18 protein-coding genes are annotated in these 20,233 nt (G+C 29.1%); 8 read left to right on the top strand and 10 right to left on the bottom strand.

From position 1 onward, the window contains the following. Nucleotides 1-37 precede the first annotated feature (37 nt). From V3V28_RS14640 to V3V28_RS01600, 7 genes are all read right to left on the bottom strand, one after another. Nucleotides 38-424: a DUF6168 family protein gene (locus tag V3V28_RS14640; protein WP_442957513.1), complete on the bottom strand. Its 387-nt coding sequence runs from the start codon at nt 422-424 to the stop codon at nt 38-40. After that, nucleotides 417-635 (bottom strand): AtpZ/AtpI family protein, encoded by a 219-nt coding sequence (locus V3V28_RS01575; protein ID WP_331363262.1) that lies wholly within the window; start codon nt 633-635, stop codon nt 417-419. The genes V3V28_RS14640 and V3V28_RS01575 overlap by 8 nt, the downstream gene beginning before the upstream one ends. After that, nucleotides 601-1,011: a bactofilin family protein gene (locus tag V3V28_RS01580; protein ID WP_331363263.1), complete on the bottom strand. Its 411-nt coding sequence runs from the start codon at nt 1,009-1,011 to the stop codon at nt 601-603. Before V3V28_RS01580 ends, V3V28_RS01575 begins: the two co-directional genes overlap by 35 nt. A gap of 4 nt (nt 1,012-1,015) precedes the next feature. Next, the gene (gene porW / locus V3V28_RS01585; protein ID WP_331363264.1) at nt 1,016-3,244 is read right to left on the bottom strand and encodes a type IX secretion system periplasmic lipoprotein PorW/SprE; all 2,229 of its coding nucleotides are present in this window, start codon (nt 3,242-3,244) and stop codon (nt 1,016-1,018) included. 90 nt (nt 3,245-3,334) lie between these two features. After that, nucleotides 3,335-4,030 (bottom strand): ABC transporter ATP-binding protein, encoded by a 696-nt coding sequence (locus V3V28_RS01590; RefSeq protein WP_331363265.1) that lies wholly within the window; start codon nt 4,028-4,030, stop codon nt 3,335-3,337. 31 nt (nt 4,031-4,061) lie between these two features. Then, a complete protein-coding gene (locus V3V28_RS01595; protein WP_331363266.1) occupies nt 4,062-5,528 on the bottom strand; it encodes a DUF5687 family protein in 1,467 nt (488 codons plus the stop codon). A 127-nt stretch (nt 5,529-5,655) separates the two neighbouring features. Then, nucleotides 5,656-6,015, bottom strand: coding sequence for a thioredoxin family protein (locus tag V3V28_RS01600; protein ID WP_331363267.1), 360 nt, complete (start codon nt 6,013-6,015; stop codon nt 5,656-5,658). 307 nt (nt 6,016-6,322) lie between these two features. Here V3V28_RS01600 and V3V28_RS01605 point away from each other — a divergent pair, with 307 nt between their 5' ends. Together V3V28_RS01605 and V3V28_RS01610 are read left to right on the top strand one after the other, a co-directional pair. Then, a complete protein-coding gene (locus V3V28_RS01605) occupies nt 6,323-8,482 on the top strand; it encodes a prolyl oligopeptidase family serine peptidase (RefSeq protein ID WP_331363268.1) in 2,160 nt (719 codons plus the stop codon). Between the two features lie 69 nt (nt 8,483-8,551). Then, nucleotides 8,552-10,627 carry a M13 family metallopeptidase gene (locus V3V28_RS01610; protein ID WP_331363269.1) on the top strand — a complete coding sequence of 692 codons (2,076 nt, stop codon included), beginning with the start codon at nt 8,552-8,554 and terminating at the stop codon, nt 10,625-10,627. A 120-nt stretch (nt 10,628-10,747) separates the two neighbouring features. Here the strand turns inward: V3V28_RS01610 and V3V28_RS01615 are convergent, their stop codons facing one another. Further along, a complete protein-coding gene (locus tag V3V28_RS01615) occupies nt 10,748-11,275 on the bottom strand; it encodes a hypothetical protein (protein ID WP_331363270.1) in 528 nt (175 codons plus the stop codon). A 311-nt stretch (nt 11,276-11,586) separates the two neighbouring features. On the opposite strand from V3V28_RS01615, the gene pyrH reads away from it, so the two are divergent. From pyrH to V3V28_RS01645, 6 genes are all read left to right on the top strand, one after another. Further along, nucleotides 11,587-12,297: a UMP kinase gene (gene pyrH, locus V3V28_RS01620; protein WP_331363271.1), complete on the top strand. Its 711-nt coding sequence runs from the start codon at nt 11,587-11,589 to the stop codon at nt 12,295-12,297. 26 nt (nt 12,298-12,323) lie between these two features. Next, the gene (gene frr / locus V3V28_RS01625; protein WP_331363272.1) at nt 12,324-12,878 is read left to right on the top strand and encodes a ribosome recycling factor; all 555 of its coding nucleotides are present in this window, start codon (nt 12,324-12,326) and stop codon (nt 12,876-12,878) included. Nucleotides 12,879-12,976: 98 nt separating this feature from the next. After that, the gene (locus V3V28_RS01630) at nt 12,977-15,352 is read left to right on the top strand and encodes an efflux RND transporter permease subunit (RefSeq protein WP_331363273.1); all 2,376 of its coding nucleotides are present in this window, start codon (nt 12,977-12,979) and stop codon (nt 15,350-15,352) included. A gap of 104 nt (nt 15,353-15,456) precedes the next feature. Further along, nucleotides 15,457-16,890 carry an asparagine--tRNA ligase gene (asnS, locus tag V3V28_RS01635; RefSeq protein ID WP_331363274.1) on the top strand — a complete coding sequence of 478 codons (1,434 nt, stop codon included), beginning with the start codon at nt 15,457-15,459 and terminating at the stop codon, nt 16,888-16,890. Nucleotides 16,891-16,914: 24 nt separating this feature from the next. Then, nucleotides 16,915-18,372 carry an RNA polymerase factor sigma-54 gene (gene rpoN, locus V3V28_RS01640; protein ID WP_331363275.1) on the top strand — a complete coding sequence of 486 codons (1,458 nt, stop codon included), beginning with the start codon at nt 16,915-16,917 and terminating at the stop codon, nt 18,370-18,372. After that, nucleotides 18,372-18,971, top strand: a complete 600-nt coding sequence (locus V3V28_RS01645) for a hypothetical protein (protein ID WP_331363276.1) — start codon at nt 18,372-18,374, stop codon at nt 18,969-18,971. Before rpoN ends, V3V28_RS01645 begins: the two co-directional genes overlap by 1 nt. On the opposite strand, the gene V3V28_RS01650 is transcribed toward V3V28_RS01645, so the two are convergent. Further along, complete coding sequence (locus V3V28_RS01650; protein ID WP_331363277.1) at nt 18,966-19,643, bottom strand: porin family protein; 678 nt, start codon at nt 19,641-19,643, stop codon at nt 18,966-18,968. The two genes, V3V28_RS01645 and V3V28_RS01650, sit on opposite strands and share 6 nt — an antisense overlap. Before the next feature lie 124 nt (nt 19,644-19,767). Next, on the bottom strand, nt 19,768-20,232 hold the full coding sequence (locus tag V3V28_RS01655) for an ExbD/TolR family protein (protein WP_331363278.1): 465 nt from the start codon (nt 20,230-20,232) through the stop codon (nt 19,768-19,770). Nucleotide 20,233 lies beyond the last annotated feature (1 nt).

Raw genomic sequence — 20,233 nt, forward strand, 5'->3', positions numbered from 1 at the left:
TCAAACTTACAAAGTATTTTTAAGGAATTATTTTTGTTTATTTTTTGTTTAAGATTTTTACAGTAAAGAGAGCTTCTGCAAATAAAAAAATAAAAAGAGGAATTAGAAGCGATGTTTTTTCTGACAAAGTAAAATCAACTACTGTAAATACTGGATTGTAAAAAATAATACAGAACAATACAAGTTTAAAAATTAAGCTTCCTAAATAGATAAAACCTAGTTGTGGTTGCACTTTTTCGAATGTATAGAAGACTCTTAAATTAATGCAAACAATTGCAGAAAAGAAAGCATGAAAAAAATATATGTTTTCTAAAGAGAAAGACAACGTAACTTCTTTTGAAGTTAAAATTAAATTATGGGAATAAAAACCTACTAAAAATAAAATAACAAATACCACTATGTAAGTAAAAATGTCTTTATTCATTAATTTTATTTGCTTGTTTTATTAATGAATACATCGCTAGAAAAATGGCCAATAAAGTAATTGTTTCTGTTAAAAATTCGAGTTCAAATTTTTTATCTAACCATGTACCCAATAAAAAACCGAGATAAATCGTTAAACCCATTTGTAAACCAGCACCAGAAAGTGCCAATGCTTTATTAAGCGGTTTTTTCGGAACGCTTTTTTTGTTCATTACTGTTTAGTTCTTTTAAAGCCCCTTTCATTGCACAAGTTGCATTAAATGTTGCTCCTGGCTCTATAGATAACTTACCAATAATAACATCTCCAGAAATATTCGCTGTTCCTTTTATGGTTAATGTTTGTGAAACTTGTAGTTGTCCAGAAAATTTTCCTTCAATTTCTGCATTTGTAGCATCTACGTTTCCTTTAATAAAACCGTCTACACCAATGATTACACGTCCGTTTGTTTTTAAAGTACCTTCTAGAGTACCATCTATTCTAAAATCACCATCAGACTTAATATCACCAACAATTGTTGTGTTTTTTGCAATCACATTTCTTTCCATAGCTTTTGGTTTTTGCGAATTTTTATCTTTGTTGCTAAACATTTGGTTATTTGCTTAATTGTTTTACTATTTCTCTTGCTTTCTTTCCTTCTTCTGTATTTGCATATTTTATTGCCACAGCTTCTAATGCAAATTTATATTCTTTGTCTCCATTGTATTTTCCTATTGCATAAGCTCTTAAAAGTTCAAATTTAGCAATTAATTTTGAATTCTGAATTGTTGGTAGATAATCAACAATACTTTTTACCGTTTCTTGGTACTTATGTTCTTTATATAAGTAATAGATTTCTTTATACTTATCTTTTACTTCATCAATTTCAACATCTTGAGTTATTTTTTCATTAGGATTCAAAATTATTTTTGCAAATACAGTATTTGAGTATTTTGTGAGAATGATATTTTTATGAATATCCGACTTTGCTTCTTCGCCTACATCTTTGTAAACTTGATATAAATGCCAGTTAATTGGTAAAATTAAATCTTCTTTCGGATTTAAATTTTTAACTCTCTCTAATCGATTAACAGCAAAAGTTGGATTCTTAAATTGCTCTTTATAAATGATGCCAAGTTCGTACAAAGCTTGATTTCTATCCATTTTTAAGGTATCAATTACTTTTTCATTGGTTGGGATTCTTTCTAAATAACTCGCCAAATCATAACGTAAATCTTTTGAATTAATTTGTAAAGAATCTTTACTTATATCATTCGTTGAAATTTTTGACGACCAACGCCAATCATCTGCTAACTTTCTATTTCCCCAAACTTTTAAAAATTCAGTTTTACCAAATCCTAAAGATTGGTTGTTATAAAAATACCATTTTCCTTGTTTGCTAGATTTTAACGAACTACCACCAAAAGAACCACCAAAAGCAATTTGATTTAATCTTAATTGAGCAGCTTCTTCGTCTTTCACTTTTAAATCATCTATATATTTTTGAAAAAACAACTCTTGATCGTTTTTAGAAAGTGATACTATTTTAAGAATACTATCATTTTCTGCAACCACGTTTTCAAACTTAATTAAGGAAGCTAAATTTTTGTGTTTTCTTTTTATACGTCTAATACGAAGATCTGAACTGCTAGATGCTGCATTTAAAACGCTATCATAATAAGCACTTGCTAATAGGTAATCATCTTTTTTAAAATACAAATTACCTAATTTTTCATAAGTAAATGTTTTCTGTTTATTGCCACCATTTTTTGCTTTTATAGACTGATTATAATAATCTATTGCTAAATTAATACTATCATTTTTTTCATGTAAAAAACCTACTTGGTAATACAATTCATCTAAATAAGGTCTGTTATCTCTATTCTTAATTAGCTTTTGCATTTTCTCAATTAATGCAACTGTAGAAGAATCTTTAGTTGCATTTTTAGCAATTTCTATATTGGCATGAATCTTAAATTTATAAGGTGCTTTTTTAAAACTTGCCAATCTATTAAAAACCATTATTGCTGAATCTTTTTTATTTTCTGAAGCATAAATCTGACCTAAAATAAATAAGTTTCTAGCTCCTTGAGCTCTATTTAATAATGTTTTTGTTGCTAAATGTAAATGTTTTTTTACTTTTTGAACACTATCTGCTTTAACATAAGCCATTGCCAAAGCAGTATGCCCTTGTTCTTTAATTTCGTCTGGCAAATCTGCTTCTAAAGTATCTTTTACTTGTAAAAGTAGCTTCATAGATTCTATAGCAAACTCTTCATTATCTAATCTTACATTTGTTTTTGCTCTCCAAATTTTTGTTTCAGCAATTAAACTTGCATCTGGATAATTGGCAATTACATAATTAAAAGCTTCAATTGCAGGAATAAAACGCTGCGAATAATAACGAGATTTGCCTAATAAAAAATAAGCATCATCAATTTGATTATTACGTTCTAAACCGTCAATATTCATACCGTGTCTTTGAATTGCTTTTACGGCTTTTTCTTCAGCTTTCTCAAAAGGAGTTGATGCTTTTTTTGTTGCATCCTTTTTATCATTTCCAAAACCAGCTCCCATTCCACCATTAGAATATGTAGGAATTGTTATTTTATCCTCTTCAAATTCTATAGGTTCTATTGGTAATTGTGTAAAATAATCGTCTTTATAACCATTATTTATTCCTGCCATTCCTTCTTTAAAGGCTTCTTTACCATTAAATAATACGTTATATTTTGTGGTAAGTGCGTGGAAATTTCTATTAATAACTGTGTCTTTTTTTGTACTGCATGCATACAGCACTCCAAAAACAGCAAGTATTAAAATAATTTTTTTTATATATTTCATAAACATAAAAAGCTCTTATTTACAACTGATTTCTTTAGGAAATAGTATAAGTAAGAGTGTAAAAATAGTAATAAATTAAGAATAGTCTACTTATACTGCAAAATAGCTTTCTAATTCTTTTAAAGTTTCTGATGATGTAACGATGTCTTTTACCACATTTCCTTTGTCTAAAACAACAATTCGTTCACAAACTTCGGTAACATGTGTTAAATCGTGACTAGAAACTAACACCGTAATATCTCTATTTTCGGTTAACGTTTTTATGATTTTCTTTAAACGAATTTGTGTGGTTGGATCTAAATTAGCAAAAGGTTCATCTAAAATTACTACTTGAGGGTTACCCATCATAGCAGCAACAATTCCTGCTTTTTTCTGATTTCCTTTACTTAAATCTCTTAAATATTTTTTCTTTCCAATAATTTCATCATTGAAAAATTCTTCAAATTGTGTAACATATTTTGTAACATCGGCTTTATTCATTCCGCGTAAATCTCCAATAAATTCAAAATATTCTTCAGCTGTTAAGTAACCTATCAAAAAAGATTCATCAATAAAAGATCCTGTAAAATTTTTCCATTCTTCACTTTTATTCACTTGAATCTCATGATTTACAATTGCGCCAGTTGTTGGTCTAATTAAATCTAATAAAATGTTAAAATAAGTGGTTTTTCCTGCTCCATTATTACCAACTAAACCAAAACTTTGTCCTGTTGGTATTTCTAAAGAATCTATGTTTAAAACCTCTGCTTTTCCGTATTTTTTTGAAAGTTGTGTAGTTTGTATCATTGTAATTTTTACTTAAAAGTTTGTATTGTAATTATGCTTCTTTTCCAAATGCATTTATCATAATGTATTTGTCTTTAATATATTTTTTTTCGATAAAATTCATGGCGTAATTTTTTAGTAATAAACTAATAATACCAATTGCGGCAACAACTATAAAACCAGTGTTGTGTCCAACAAATTTATCGAAAACCCAAAACAATAACATTGGTAAAACCATTAATGGAATAACAATTAAAAACTGTGTAGCACTTGTACCTTGTGTATTTCCAAAACCACCTTTTGTTAAGTCTATTCTTTTTCTATTAAAAGAACCTGCATATAATAAAAACAACGAGTTAAAACCTATATTAAAAATTGCTCCAGCAGTAATCATTAAGAAAATTTCTGTTCCAAAATACAAATAAGGAAAACTTAAAAAGTAAAGAATAGTGGTCATTGCAACCATTAAAACCCATTTAGATTCTAAAAATTTACGGTACCTAAAACTCTGACTCATCAGCATTTTATAATGCGCACTGTCCCAAGCAGGTATAAATTGTCCGTAATTTAAAGTAAAACCACCTGTAATAAATAAAGATGCAAACATCAACATAGCTGGCATTTTATTATATGTGTCACTTGTAAAAAAGATTAACCCATAAAACAAGAATAAAAAAGACATTAGAAACACCGTTTTAGTTCTTTTGTTTCTCCAAATTAATCGGATATCATTTTTAATAAACGGTGCAACATCACCAAATTTATCTGCCCAAGATAAATCTACCGAATTAGCTTCTTCTACTTTAGTTGCAACTGCTTCATCTAAATAGACTTGGTTGCGTAATTGTTTGTAATTCAATTGATATAAAACAGCTAACACTACAACACCAATTAAAGAATATATAGGGTTTTGATAAATAAAATCGAAAACCGAACCCCCAAAACCAACAACATCTGCAAAACCAAATTTCTGTAATCCTATTAAACCAGCTAAAATAACACCAATTACAATGAATGCTTTATTATTTTTATTGATTAAAAAATTTAAAAAGTTTGAAGATTGAATTATTAAAATCATAGTTGATAACCAACCCAAAACTCCTGCTGTATTATAACCTTCTTTTATAAGAACAATAGAAAACGGAATGTAAAAAAATAGACTTAAAATATTAAAGATGGAAAATGCAGATTTCCCTAAAACATAATGCACCAATTTATTTTTCTTTATTGGTAAAATAAGCATCGGTTTAATATTCATTATGGGCAACTTCTGCATTAAATAGCGGACAATTAAATCACTTAAAATTGCAAAAAGTAAGTATGAATTTACTAGCTGTAAAGGATCTGATTCTGGAAATTCTTTCTTTAAAAGAAAATATCCTCCAATACCAATTGCTAAAAAAATAACTAAAAAATAGAGCACAAAAAAGCCCGTAATTATTTTTAAAGCGATTCCTTTTTGCCAATGTGATGAACGAAAATATTGTTTCCATTCTAATTTTAAAAAGTGAGAAATCATAAGTTTAGTAAATTAGTTTGATTGGTTATAAGTAGTTTAAAATTTGAGTTTGTTACAAAAAAACTAAAATAAAAAAATCCTGAATTATAAATTCAGGATTTAAATTAAACTTTATTATAATTAAGTTTTACTTCTCTATCTTTAAAACATCTGCAATAATACGCTCTAAATCTGCTTTTGGTAAAGCGCCATTTGCCATTTGCGGTTCTCCCTCTAAAGGACAAAACAACATAGAAGGTAAACTTCTAATACCAAATGCAGCAGACAATTCTTGCTCTACTTCTGTATCTATTTTATAAATATCTATTTTCCCTTCATATTCATTTGAAAGTATTTCTAAAATAGGCGCTAATGATTTGCAAGGCCCACACCAGTCAGCATAAAAATCAATTAATGCTGGTCTTTTCCCTTCAAATTTCCAATCTTTATTTTTTTCAAAATTGAAAACTTTTTCTAAAAATGTTTCTTTTGTTAAATTCTCTGTCATAATAATAAACTATTTTTCTCAACATAGTTGAGGTTTCTTTAATACTTCTTTTCCTATACAGAAAAGATTTCGCAAAAGTAGTCGTTTTTATAATTGATAAATAACACTTAATAGGTAAAAGCTAAAAAATATTAAATCCACTTGTAATTATGCTGAAAAACACCTTCTTTTTTAATTTGATAAGTCACAAACTATTAAAGAAAGTATATTTAAAACGTTAAAAACTGTTAAAACATTAAGTATAAGTTATATGTAAGTAGTTTTTTACTGTAACTTTGATTTTTATCGACCAAATTTATTAGAACTTATGAAAAATAAACTAATCATACCAATCTTACTTGCAGGCACACTATTTGTCTCTTGTAAAGAAGAAATCAAACAAAGAAATATTGAAGTGAATTACCCAGAAACAGCCAAAAAACCAGTTACAGATACTATTTTTGAAACAGCAGTTGTAGACAATTACAGATGGTTAGAAGATGATAGAAGTAAAGAAACTGAAAATTGGGTAAAAGCAGAAAACGCGGTAACTTTCGATTATTTAAGTAAAATTCCATACAGAGAACAATTAAAAGAACGTTTATCTGAACTTTGGAATTACGAAAAAGTAGGAACACCTTTTATAGAAGGCAATTATACTTATTTTCGTAAAAATGACGGGTTGCAAAATCAATCTGTAATTTATAGAAAAAAAGGAGATGCAGAACCAGAAGTATTTTTAGATCCAAATACTTTTTCTGAAGATGCAACTACTTCTTTGGGCTCATTAAGTTTCTCTAAAGATGGTAAAACATTGGCATATTCAATTTCTGAAGGCGGTTCTGATTGGCGTAAAATTATTATTATGGATGCTGAATCTAAAATAATTAAAGAAGATACGTTGGTAGATGTAAAGTTCTCTGGAATTTCTTGGTACAAAAACGAAGGTTTTTACTATTCGAGTTATGATAAACCAAAAGGAAGCGAATTGTCTGCAAAAACAGATCAACATAAATTATATTATCATAAATTAGGTACTTCACAAAAAAATGACGCTGTTATTTTTGGTGAAATTCCTTCAGAAAAACATAGATATGTTGGTGGTTATTTAACTGAAGATGATAAATATCTAGTAATTACAGCTTCAACATCAACTTCTGGTAACAAGCTATTTATCAAAGATTTATCGAAATCAAACAGCAAACTAGTTACGGTTATCAATGATGTGAAAAGCGATACCTATATTGCTGAAAGTCGTGGAAGTAAATTATATTTAGTAACCAATTTAAATGCGCCAAATAAAAAAGTAGTTACTGTTGATGCTTCAAATCCATCACCAGAAAACTGGAAAGACTTTATTCCTGAAACAGAAAACGTTTTGAGTTTAAATTCTGGTGCAGGTTATTTCTTTGCAGAATATATGGTAGATGCTGTTTCTAAAGTTTTACAGTACGATTTTGATGGAAAATTAATTAGAGAAGTAAAATTACCAGGAGTTGGTTCTTCGGGTGGTTTTGGTGGAAAAACAGATGCTAAAGAATTGTATTTCTCTTTTACAAATTACAACACTCCAAATTCATCTTATAAATTCAACCCAAAAGATGGAACTTATACATCTTATTGGAAACCATCAATTGCTTTTAATTCTAATGAATATGAAAGTAAACAAGTTTTTTACACTTCAAAAGACGGTACAAAAGTACCAATGATTATTACACATAAAAAAGGCGTTGAATTAAATGGTAAAAACCCTACTATATTATATGGATACGGTGGATTCAACATTAGTTTAACACCTTCATTTAGCATTGCAAATGCTATTTGGATGGAACAAGGCGGAATTTATGCAGTACCAAATCTACGTGGAGGTGGAGAGTACGGTAAAAAATGGCACGATGCAGGAACGCAGCTAAAAAAACAAAATGTTTTTGATGATTTTATTGCTGCTGCAGAATATTTAATTGCCGAAAAATATACATCTTCAGATTTTCTTGCCATTCGTGGAGGTTCTAACGGAGGTTTATTAGTTGGAGCAACCATGACACAAAGACCCGATTTAATGAAAGTTGCATTACCAGCAGTTGGTGTTTTAGACATGCTGCGTTATCACACTTTTACGGCTGGCGCAGGTTGGGCATATGATTACGGAACTGCAAATGATAGTAAAGAAATGTTTGATTATTTAAAAGGATATTCGCCAGTACATAATGTAAAAAAAGGAACAAAATATCCTGCAACAATGGTTACCACAGGAGATCATGATGATAGAGTTGTACCAGCACATAGTTTTAAATTTGCAGCAGAATTGCAAGACAAACAAGCTGGAGAAAACCCAGTTTTAATAAGAATTGAAACAAATGCTGGTCATGGAGCTGGAACGCCAGTTGCAAAAACAATTGAACAGTATTCAGATATTTTTGGGTTTACTTTATATAATATGGGTTTTGATCAATTACCAAATCCGCCAAAAGAAAAAATTAAATCATAGTTTTTTTTAGTAAAAACTGTAACATTTTAACTAAATAACTACTAATCAAATAAATTAACACAAATAACAATGAAAATAATTAAAAAGGTATTTTTTGTAACAGCAATAGCTTCTTTAGGAATTGTTGCCTGCAAAACGGATAAACCAGAAGAGAAAGCTCCTGGAATCGCTTTGGAAAACATGGATAAAACGGTGAAACCAACCGATGATTTTTTTAGACATGTTAACGGAACTTGGATTGATAAAACTGAAATTCCAGATGATCAAACTTCTTGGGGTGGATTTAATCAACTTCGTAAAAAAACAGATGCAGATGTTTTAACTATTTTAAATAGTGCAATTGAAGAAAGAGATTTTCCAAAAGTAAAAGACGCTAAAGGAAATGAAATTGATTCAGATCAAGAAAAAGCAGTAAACTATTATGAAACTATAATGGATACTGTTGCTAGAAATAAACAAGGTAAAGCACCTGTTATGCCTTATTTATCAAAAATTGATGAAATTATTACCAAGAAAGATGTTGAAACCTATTTAACAAACATGGCACCCTATGGTGGTGGTGGTTTTTACGGTTTTGGCGTTTTTAACGACTTAAAAAACAGTAGTCAATATGCTGGTTATATGAGTGGTGGTTCTCTTGGTTTATCCAGAGATTATTATGTAGATGCTAAAGTTAAAGACAAGCTTGTAAAGTATCAAGAATTTGTAGCAAAAATATTACAAGAATTTGGTGATGATGAAGCAACTGCTATAAAGAATGCGGGTACAATTGTTGCTTTTGAAACTAGTTTGGCAGAACCAATGATGACTAAAGAAGAGGGTAGAGATATTAGAAAATTATACAATCCAATGACCATTGCAGAATTGCAAAAATTATCTCCTGCCATAGATTGGGCAGCTCATTTAAAAGGTGTTGGTGTAAAAGATCTTGAAACAGTAATTGTTACAGATCTTGGGTATTTTAAAGCAATGAGTGAAATTTTTACAAAACGTTCTGTAAGTGATATTAAATTGTTACTACGTTGGAACACTATTAACAACTCTTTAGGTTCTCTTTCTACGGATTTAGAAACTGCAAACTGGGAATTTTATAGTAAAGAAATGCGTGGAGCTAAAAAGCAACGTCCGAGAAATGAACGTGCTTTAAGCAACTTAAATGGAGCTGTAGGTGAAGCTTTAGGTAAATTATATGTAGAAAAAATGTTTCCACCAGAAGCAAAAGCGAAAGCAAAAGAAATGATTGATAATGTTATGCTTGGTTTTGAAGTTAGAATTGCACAATTACCTTGGATGAGTGAAGTTACTAAAGAAAAAGCTTTAGAGAAATTACACAAATTAACCGTTAAAATTGCATATCCAGATAAATGGAAAGATTATACTGAATTACAAGTTACTGGCTTAAAAGATGGTGGCTCTTATTTCGAAAACGCAATAAACGTTACTAAATGGAACTATAATAAAAACATGGCAAAATTAGGAAGTGAAGTAGACAGAACTGAATGGGGAATGTCTCCTCAAACAGTAAATGCTTACTTTAATCCTGTAAACAATGAAATCGTTTTTCCAGCTGCAATTTTACAACCTCCTTTTTATGATTATAAAGCAGATGAAGCTGTAAATTATGGTGGAATTGGAGCCGTTATTGGTCATGAAATTTCTCATAGTTTCGATGATTCTGGTGCTCGTTTTGATGGTGATGGAAACCTTAATAACTGGTGGACAGAAGACGATTCAGCAAAGTTTAAAGATATTGGTGGTCAATTAATAAAACAATATTCAGATATTATTGCAATAGATAGTATGCATTTAAATGGTGAATATACTTTAGGTGAAAATATTGGAGATTTAGGTGGTGTACAAGCTGCTTATGAAGGTTTACAAGTTTTCTTAAAGAAAAGTGGAAGACCAGCAGATATTGATGGTTATACACCAGAACAACGTTTTTTCCTTTCTTGGGGAACTATTTGGAGAACAAAAATGCGTGATGAAGCACTTAAAAACTTAATCATGACTAACACTCACTCACCAGGAATGTACAGAGCCTATATGCCACTTAAAAACGTAGATGCTTTTTACAAAGCTTTTGATGTTAAAGAAGGTGATAAAATGTATTTAAAACCAGAAGAAAGAGTTAGAATCTGGTAAAATTAAATACCTTTTAAAATAGTTTAAAACCTAATATTACATTTAGTTTAGACACTTTATAAAAATATAAAACCTCGCAATTTGCGAGGTTTTTTTATGCTTAAAAATACTAATGATAGCCTATAATTTATGGAATTCGTTATCTAAAGGTAAATTTTTAAAATCAAAACTTATTCCACTCCAGACTTCACCTAAACCTGCTCCTGATCCATCGTCATGAAATGCTACCGCTTGTATAAAAACGCTTCCAGAAACAGTATTACATTCTTTGTTGATGGAACTTATATAGATTTCGCCTATCGGAGGTATTGGGTTATTTGGTAATGATCGTCCATTACTTTCATAATAAGTAGTAAAAATTAAATCTTTTCCTAAAAATTGTTCGGTAATAATTCCATTAGGATTGCTTTTTAATTGTTGTAAACCCTCATTTAAAACAAAATTATTTACTTCAACAATAGTCCATTTTGTATATAATTTTATACTAGTAGAATTGGCTTTTATAGAATCGTAAGTATGATTATGATAAAAAACAGCACCAGATGAAGGGTTTACAGTTTCTAACTCTGTTAATTTAATTTCACTTTCAACACAATCAACTATAACATCTTCCTCTGTAGTACAATAACACAAAAGTATACATATCAAAAAAAGATAAAAATATTTCATTTTAATAAACTTTATTTTTGAATTCATAATTTGTAATTATATTTATATTTTTCTTATCAAGAAATAAAATCAAAAACCTTAATAAATCTCCAGTTTATTCTTAAGTACAAATTAACGAAAGTAAAAAAGCGTTTAAACTACCTATAAATAGGTATATTATGTGTTTTAAATTTAGGTTTACAAAACATTAAGCTTCACTATTAAGGCAAAACTTATACTTCATTTTTTTTATATACTAAAAAAGGAAAATCAAAAAAAAAACGTAATTTCGCATAACTTTTAAAGAAACTATGGAATATAAAAGAATCCTTTTAAAATTAAGTGGAGAAGCCTTAATGGGCGATAGACAATATGGTATAGACCCAAAACGTTTATCTGAATACGCTAAAGAAATAAAAGAAGTAGTAGAAAAAGGAATCGAAGTTGCCATTGTGATTGGTGGTGGAAATATTTTTAGAGGAGTTGCTGGTGCAGCAAATGGTATGGATCGTGTACAAGGAGATCACATGGGCATGTTGGCAACTTGTATAAATGGTTTAGCTTTACAAAGCGCTTTAGAAGACCAAGATGTAAATACTCGTTTACAAACAGCTTTAGAAATTAAAGAAGTTGCAGAACCATATATTAAAAGAAAAGCAATTCGTCATTTAGAAAAAGGAAGAGTTGTTATTTTCGGCGCAGGTACAGGAAATCCGTATTTTACGACTGATACTGCAGCAGTATTAAGAGCCATTGAAATTGATGCTGATGCTATTTTAAAAGGAACGCGTGTAGATGGAATCTATAATGTAGATCCAGAAAAAAATAAAGATGCCGTTAAATTTGAAACAATTACCTTTAAAGAAGTTATAGCAAAAGGCTTAAAAGTAATGGATATGACAGCATTTACTTTAAGTGAAGAAAACAACTTATCAATTATTGTATTTGACATGAATACTAACGGAAACCTACTAAAGTTAGTCTCTGGTGAAAAAATTGGTACTATTGTTGATAATAAATAATCAAAATCTTTAAATTATTAAAAAAGATGAACGAAGAAATTGAATTTATATTAGACACAGCTAAAGAAGCAATGACAAATGCTCTTGAGCATTTAGAAAAAGAGTTACGCTCAATTAGAGCTGGTAAAGCAACGCCTGCAATGTTAGGAACTGTAATGGTAGATTATTATGGGTCTCAAACTCCATTAGCTCAAGTTGCTAATGTAAACACGCCAGATCCAAGAACATTAAGTATTCAACCTTGGGAAAAAAACATGTTGCAAAACATAGAAAAAGCAATTCAAATTGCTAATCTTGGTTTAAACCCAATGAATAATGGTGATATTATTATGATTAATGTACCACCATTAACAGAAGAACGTAGAATTGGTTTAGCAAAACAAGCTAAAGCTGAAGCTGAACATGCAAAAGTTGGAATTAGAAATGCACGTAAAGATGCAAACAATGATATCAAAAAAGTTGACATTTCTGATGACATGAAGAAAAATGTAGAAGGTGATGTTCAGAAAATGACAGATACTTTTGTAAAAAACATTGAAGAAATACTTTCTTTAAAAGAAAAAGAAATTATGACGGTTTAAAAGCCAAAACAATATATAAAAAAGAGCGTTTTAAAAAACGCTCTTTTTTTGTTTAAAACAATTCTACAAATTAAGTATCTTTGTATAAAATTTATTAAATGAATTTCTGGACAAAAGTTGCAGGTATTATTTTAAGAAACCGCTACTTGGTTTTATTAGGAATTGCCATTATAACAGGATTATTAGCTTCTCAAATGAAGTATATGAAATTTTCATATACAGAAGCAAATTTATTACCAGAAGACCATATTGCAAATCTTGAATACAATAAATTTCTTGAAATTTTTGGTGAAGAAGGTAATTTAGTAATTCTTGGTATTAAAGATTCTACAGTTTTTACACCAAAAAAGTTTAATGCTTGGAATAATTTAGTTCAAAAATTTGATTCATTAGAGGAAGTAGATTTTACACTTTCTATTGCCGATGTTCAAAAATTAAAAGCAGATAGAAAAAAAAGAAAATTTGTTTTAGAACCTTTATATGAAAAAGAGCCTCAAACTTCTGAAGAGGTTTTAGCAATTAAAAAACAGCTTTTCGAAAAACTTCCTTTTTACGATAATTTACTTTTCAATAAAGAAACAGGTACTTTACAAACCGCTATTTACATTAAAAAAGAAATCATTAATACGCCAAAACGTAGAGATTTTATTTTTCACATTCTAAAACCAACTATAGAAAATTTTGAAGAAGAAACAGGATTAGATGTTCGTATTTCTGGTATGCCTTATATTAGAACTTTGAATGCGCAGAATATTCAAGATGAAATTCAACTATTTGTTATAGGTGCTTTAGGTATTACTGCTTTAATTTTCTTCTTCTTTTTTAGATCTTTTAGGGCTACTTTTATAACACTTCTAGTTGTTATTATTGGCGTTGTTTGGGCATTTGGTTTTATTGGTTGGTTTGGTTATGAAATTACCGTTTTAACAGCTTTAATACCTCCTTTAATTATTGTAATCGGTGTACCTAATTGTGTTTTCTTAATCAATAAATATCAGCAAGAAATAAAAAAACATGGGCAACAAGCCAAGGCTTTACAACGCGTAATTTCTAAAATTGGAAACGCCACTTTAATGACCAACATAACAACAGCATCTGGTTTTGCAACCTTTGTTTTTGTAAAAAGTGATTTGTTAAGAGAATTTGGAATTTTAGCCTCTGTTAATATTATCAGTATTTTTATTTTGGCTTTATTGATTGTTCCAATCATCTATAGTTTTATGCCACTTCCAAAGAAAAAACATTTAAGCCATTTAGAAAAAAAATGGATTGAAAATGTAGTAGATTGGATGGAGAAAGCTGTAAAAAACAAAAGAATTAGTATTTATATTGCCACAGTAGTTACTATCGTTTTAGGAATTATTGGCGTTTATCAAATTAAAGTTTCTGGTAGTTTAATTGAAGATATGCCTAAAAGCATGGAATTTTATAAAGATATAAAATTCTTTGAAAAAGAGTTTGGAGGTATTATGCCATTAGAAATTTTAATTGATACTAAAAAAGACAAAGGTGTAATGAAATTATCCACTTTAAAAAAGATGGATAAAATTAACGAAACCATAGAAAATTTTTCTGAATTATCGAAACCTCTATCGGTAGTAAATTTAGTAAAATACTCTAAACAAGCTTACTATAAAGGCAATCCAAAATATTACCAATTACCTACAAATCAAGAGCAAAGTTATATCTTTTCGTATACCAAAAACTCAAACAATGATGCAGGAATGCTTAAGAATTTTGTAGATTCTACAGGACGATATGCAAGGATTACAACCTTTATGAAAGATATTGGTACCGATAAAATGGATGCCATTCAAGAACGATTAAAAGCGGTTATTGCAAAAGAATTTCCTTCAGATAAATATAAAGTTTCAGTAACAGGAAAAGCATTGGTTTTTATAAAAGGAACCAATTATTTAATTAAAAATCTAGTAATATCATTAGCATTAGCAATTTTACTAATTGCAATTTTTATGGCTTGGATGTTTAGATCACCACAAATGATTTTAATTTCTTTAGTTCCAAATATGCTTCCATTGTTAATAACAGCAGGTTTAATGGGCTTTTTAGACATACCTATAAAACCTTCAACAATTTTAGTGTTTAGTATTGCTTTTGGTATTTCTGTGGATGATACCATTCACTTTTTAGCAAAATATAGACAAGAATTAATTGCTAATAAATGGAGAATAATACCATCCGTTTATGCAGCATTAAGAGAAACAGGAGTAAGTATGTTTTATACTTCTATTGTTTTATTCTTTGGTTTCTTAGTATTTACACTTTCTAGTTTTGGTGGTACTATAGCATTAGGTGGTTTAGTTTCCGTTACTTTATTATTAGCAATGGTTTCTAACTTGCTTTTATTACCTTCTTTATTGCTAACTTTTGAAAAGAAAATAGCAAACAAAAAAGTATTTAAGGAACCTAAAATGAGAATATTTCCTACAGAAGAAGATAAAACAAAAGAGTAGATTTTAAGTTTTTATTGACATTCCTTTCGTTGTTTAATTTAGAACAATAAAGTATCTTTACTCTTTTAATTAAGACAATTTTCTAATACAATATATTTAAAGCGATGATGAAAAGTAACGTAGCAGAGATTTTAAAATCAGGAACAGTTTTACAAGAAATAGAAATTAAAGGTTGGGTTAGAACTTTTAGAAGTAATCGTTTTATTGCTTTAAATGATGGTTCTACAATTAACAATATACAGTGTGTTATCGATTTTGAAAACACATCAGAAGAATTACTAAAAAGAATTAATACAGGCGCTGCAATTGCTATAAAAGGAACTTTAGCAGAAAGCCAAGGAAAAGGACAATCCGTAGAAATTCAAGTTTCTAATATTGAAATTTTAGGTGATTCTAATCCAGATGAATATCCTATTCAACCTAAGAAACATAGTTTTGAATTTTTAAGAGAAAATGCACATTTACGTGTTAGAACTAATACTTTTAGCGCAGTTATGCGAGTGCGTTCTAAACTTTCTTTTGCAGTTCATAAATATTTTCAAGATAACGGCTTTAACTACGTAAACACACCAATTGTAACTGGTTCTGATGCTGAAGGTGCTGGTGAAATGTTTAGAGTAACTTCTTTTGAAGACAACAAAGCACCGGTTACTGAAGATGGTAAAATCGATTATTCTAAAGATTTTTTCGGGAAAGAAACCAACTTAACTGTTTCTGGTCAATTAGAGGCAGAAAGTTACGCAATGGCTTTGGGTAAAGTATATACTTTTGGACCAACGTTTAGAGCAGAAAACTCAAATACCACTCGTCATTTAGCTGAATTTTGGATGATTGAACCAGAAGTTGCTTTTATGGATTTAGATGGTAATATGGATTTATCTGAAGATTTTATTAAATCTGTTTTAGGTTATGTTTTAGAACATTGTAAAGATGATCTAGCATTTTTAGATCAGCGTTTAACCCAAGAAGAAAAAAGCAAACCACAAGCAGAACGTTCAGATATGAACTTAATAGATAAATTAAAGTTTGTGGTTGATAACAATTTTAAACGTGTTTCATATACGGAAGCTTTTGATATTTTACGAAATTCAAAACCAAATAAAAAGAAGAAATTTCAATTTCCTATTAACGAATGGGGTGTAGATTTACAATCTGAACACGAACGTTATTTAGTAGAAAAACATTTTAAATGTCCGGTTATTTTATTTGATTATCCAGCAAATATTAAAGCATTCTACATGCGTTTAAATGATGATGGAAAAACAGTAAGAGCTATGGATGTTTTATTTCCAGGTATTGGAGAAATGGTTGGTGGCGCGCAACGTGAAGAACGTTACGATGTTTTATTAGAAAAAATGAAAGCCATGAATATTGATGAAAAAGAATTATGGTGGTATTTAGATTTACGTAAATTTGGTACAGCTGTTCATTCTGGTTTTGGTTTAGGTTTTGAAAGATTGGTACAATTTACTACAGGAATGGGAAATATTAGAGACGTAATTCCGTTTCCAAGAACTCCACAAAACGCTGAATTTTAATAAGATTTATGTATCTTTAAAAATATGCTAAAACAAAGTCTACATTATAAACTTCTTCAGAAATTATCTCCACAACAAATTCAGTTGATGAAGTTAATTCAATTACCTACGCAAGCTTTTGAAGAACGTTTAAAGCAAGAAATTGAAGAAAACCCAGCTTTAGATACTGGTAAAGATGAATCTGATTCTATTGATGATGATCTATCAAATGAATTTGATGATGCTGCAACAGAAAAAACAGAAACAGAAGATATAAATATTGATGAATATTTAAGTGATGATGATGTGCCAAGTTATAAAACACAGGCAAACAATTATTCTGCGGATGATGAAGAAAAAAATGTGCCTTATGCCGCAGGAACAAGTTTTCATCAATCCTTAAAGAATCAATTAAGCACCTATAGTTTTGATGATGAAGAACTTGCAATTGCAGAATTTCTAGTAGGTAGTATAGATGATAGTGGCTATATAAGAAGAGATATTTTAGATTTAGTAGATGATTTAGCTTTTACGGCAAATGTTTTTACTACTGAAGAAAAAGTAATTGGTATACTTAAAAAAGTCATCCATACATTAGATCCAATTGGAGTTGGCGCTAGGGATTTAAGAGAATGTTTAATCATACAATTAAAGTTAAAAGATAAAACCAAAATAAGAAGTTTAGCAATAGATATTTTAGAAAATGCTTTTGATCATTTTGTAAAAAAACACTATAAAAAACTTCAAGAGAAATTTAATATCTCTGTAGATGAATTGAAAGAAGTAAATACCGAAATTTCTAAATTAAATCCCAAACCAGGTAGTTCTTATGCAGGTAATAATAAAATAGCGGAACAAATTGTACCCGATTTTTCTATAAAGATTATAGATGGTGAATTAGATTTAATTCTAAATTCTAGAAATGCTCCAGAATTACATATTTCTAGAGAGTACAACAATATGCTAAAAGGCTATCAAGAATCTACTGTAAAATCCAAATCACAAAAAGATGCAGTATTCTTTATCAAACAAAAACTAGATTCAGCAAAATGGTTTATTGATGCTATTATACAGCGTCAGCAGACTTTATTAGTGACAATGAACACCATTATGCATTATCAGTACGATTACTTTTTAACTGGCGATGAACGAAAGTTAAAGCCAATGATTCTAAAAGATATTGCAGATAAGATTAACATGGATGTTTCTACTGTTTCTAGAGTTGCAAATAGTAAGTTTGTCTCTACACCTTATGGTACAAAGTTAATTAAAGAGTTCTTTTCTGAATCTATGAAAAATGATCAAGGAGAAGACGTTTCTACAAAAGAAATAAAGAAGATTTTAGAAACAGTTGTTATAGAAGAGAACAAGAAGAAACCGCTTACAGATGAAAAATTAGCTGCTATTTTAAAAGAAAAAGGGTATCCGATTGCACGTAGAACTGTTGCAAAATATAGAGAACAGTTAGATTTACCAGTAGCTCGTTTACGAAAAGAAATTTAGTGAGATTTAACAGAATCATATCTGTAATGTTGCATCCTATTGTAATTCCTACAATTGGTGTAATGTTGTATTTTCTATTGATTCCCAACAATTTTGGTAGTAAACAAAAACTTGCAGTTTTAGGTTTAATATTTGCCACTACTTACCTAATTCCTTTATTTATTTTAATTCTTTTCAAAAAAATTAAACTTATTAAATCATTTAGAGCAGAAACTATTTCAGAAAGAAAGATACCTGTTATTGTTATGATTATTTTGTTTTATCTATTAGGAAACACACTTCAAAACATACCTAATTTAAGAGATTTAGGACTTTTGTTTTATGCTACCTCTTTAGGGTTAATTTTTATTTACCTCTTTTTTGCTTTCAAAATAAAAACTAGTATTCATTTACTTTCTTTAGGAATTTCAACAGGATTTTTTATGGTACTAGGTAGTATATATTCACAATTTTTTTTACCTGTTATTCTAGTTGCTTTCTTACTTGCTGGTTTGTTAGCAAGTGCAAGATTGCATTTAAATGCACATACAACAAAAGAAGTCTATCTTGGTTTTTTATTCGGAATTCTATCTCCTTTTGTAGTTTTTTATATCTTATAAGATATAAAATATCAGTCCAAATTTTAATATTTTAGTGTTTATAGATTCTGCATTTAAAGCAGCATCTTTAAAAATTGATGTTAATCCGTAAAAAATATTAATATTAAATTCATCATAACCAGCAGAAATGGTTAAACCATATTGCAATTTATTATATTCAGTAATATTAGAATATTGAAATGCATTACCATTATTATCTTCAAATTGAAATTTGTTAGATAGGTTATACATAAATTTAATTCCGGTATAGACTCTCCAAAAACTATATCTATTTGCTGTAGAAGTTCTCCAACGTATTTCTAAAGGAAATTCTATATTATGAGATTTAAAAATATTTGCACTTATTGTAGCATCACTACTAAAGGTTGTAACGTTATTTAATTCTTCAACTTTTAATTTATGATTGAATAAATCGAATCCGTAACCAATTCCACCAGCTATTGAAAAACTGCCTTGTTTATTTAGAATAAAGTCTTTCATAAAACCAGCTGAAATTCCATAAGAAAAACTACTTTTTATAATTAAGGAAGGTTGATCAGTAAATTGTGCAAATGAAACAGATGCATAAATTTGATCGTCTGCATAACGATCTCCTAATTCTAAAGTTTCTTTTTGTGAGAAAGTATTCAGTGTAATAAAAAATAAAAAGAGTGTTTTAAAAGCTTTATTCATAATATTAGAAACGTAGTATAAAGATACAATATTTCATAACAAAGAGATATTACTTAAAAAATAAGTTCAAAAAAAAAGGATGATTCTTTCGAATCATCCTTTTTTAATATTCTATTTTGAATAATTAATTTGAACTTGCTTTAGAAGCAGAATAACTAATTTTAAGAGCATTTACATCTCTTAATTTTAATCTAATATCAACTATAGTTCCAACACTAGATTCTTTATCTGCTTTAATTGAAGTTGTCATAAATGGAACTTCAGCTTCAGATACTTTTAATCTTGCATTCATAATAAATGCAGGAACATCTTCTGCTGTACCAATTTTATCATTCAATTGTATTCTATTAAAGCTTGTACCGTATTTACCATCTTTTGCTTTACCAACATAAATAGTACTTACCAAACTTTTGTGCTCCAATTTTTTCACTTCTGATGCAGAAGGAAGTCTTGGATTCTCAATTTTTAAATCAGTTTCTCTCATGGTAGTAGTAACCATAAAGAAAAATAACAACATAAAAACGATGTCTGGTAAAGCTGCAGTATTAACTGCTGGCATTCCTTTTTTCTTTTTTCTAAATTTAGACATA

The sequence above is a fragment of the Polaribacter sp. genome, from assembly GCF_036480315.1.
GTDB lineage: Bacteria > Bacteroidota > Bacteroidia > Flavobacteriales > Flavobacteriaceae > Polaribacter.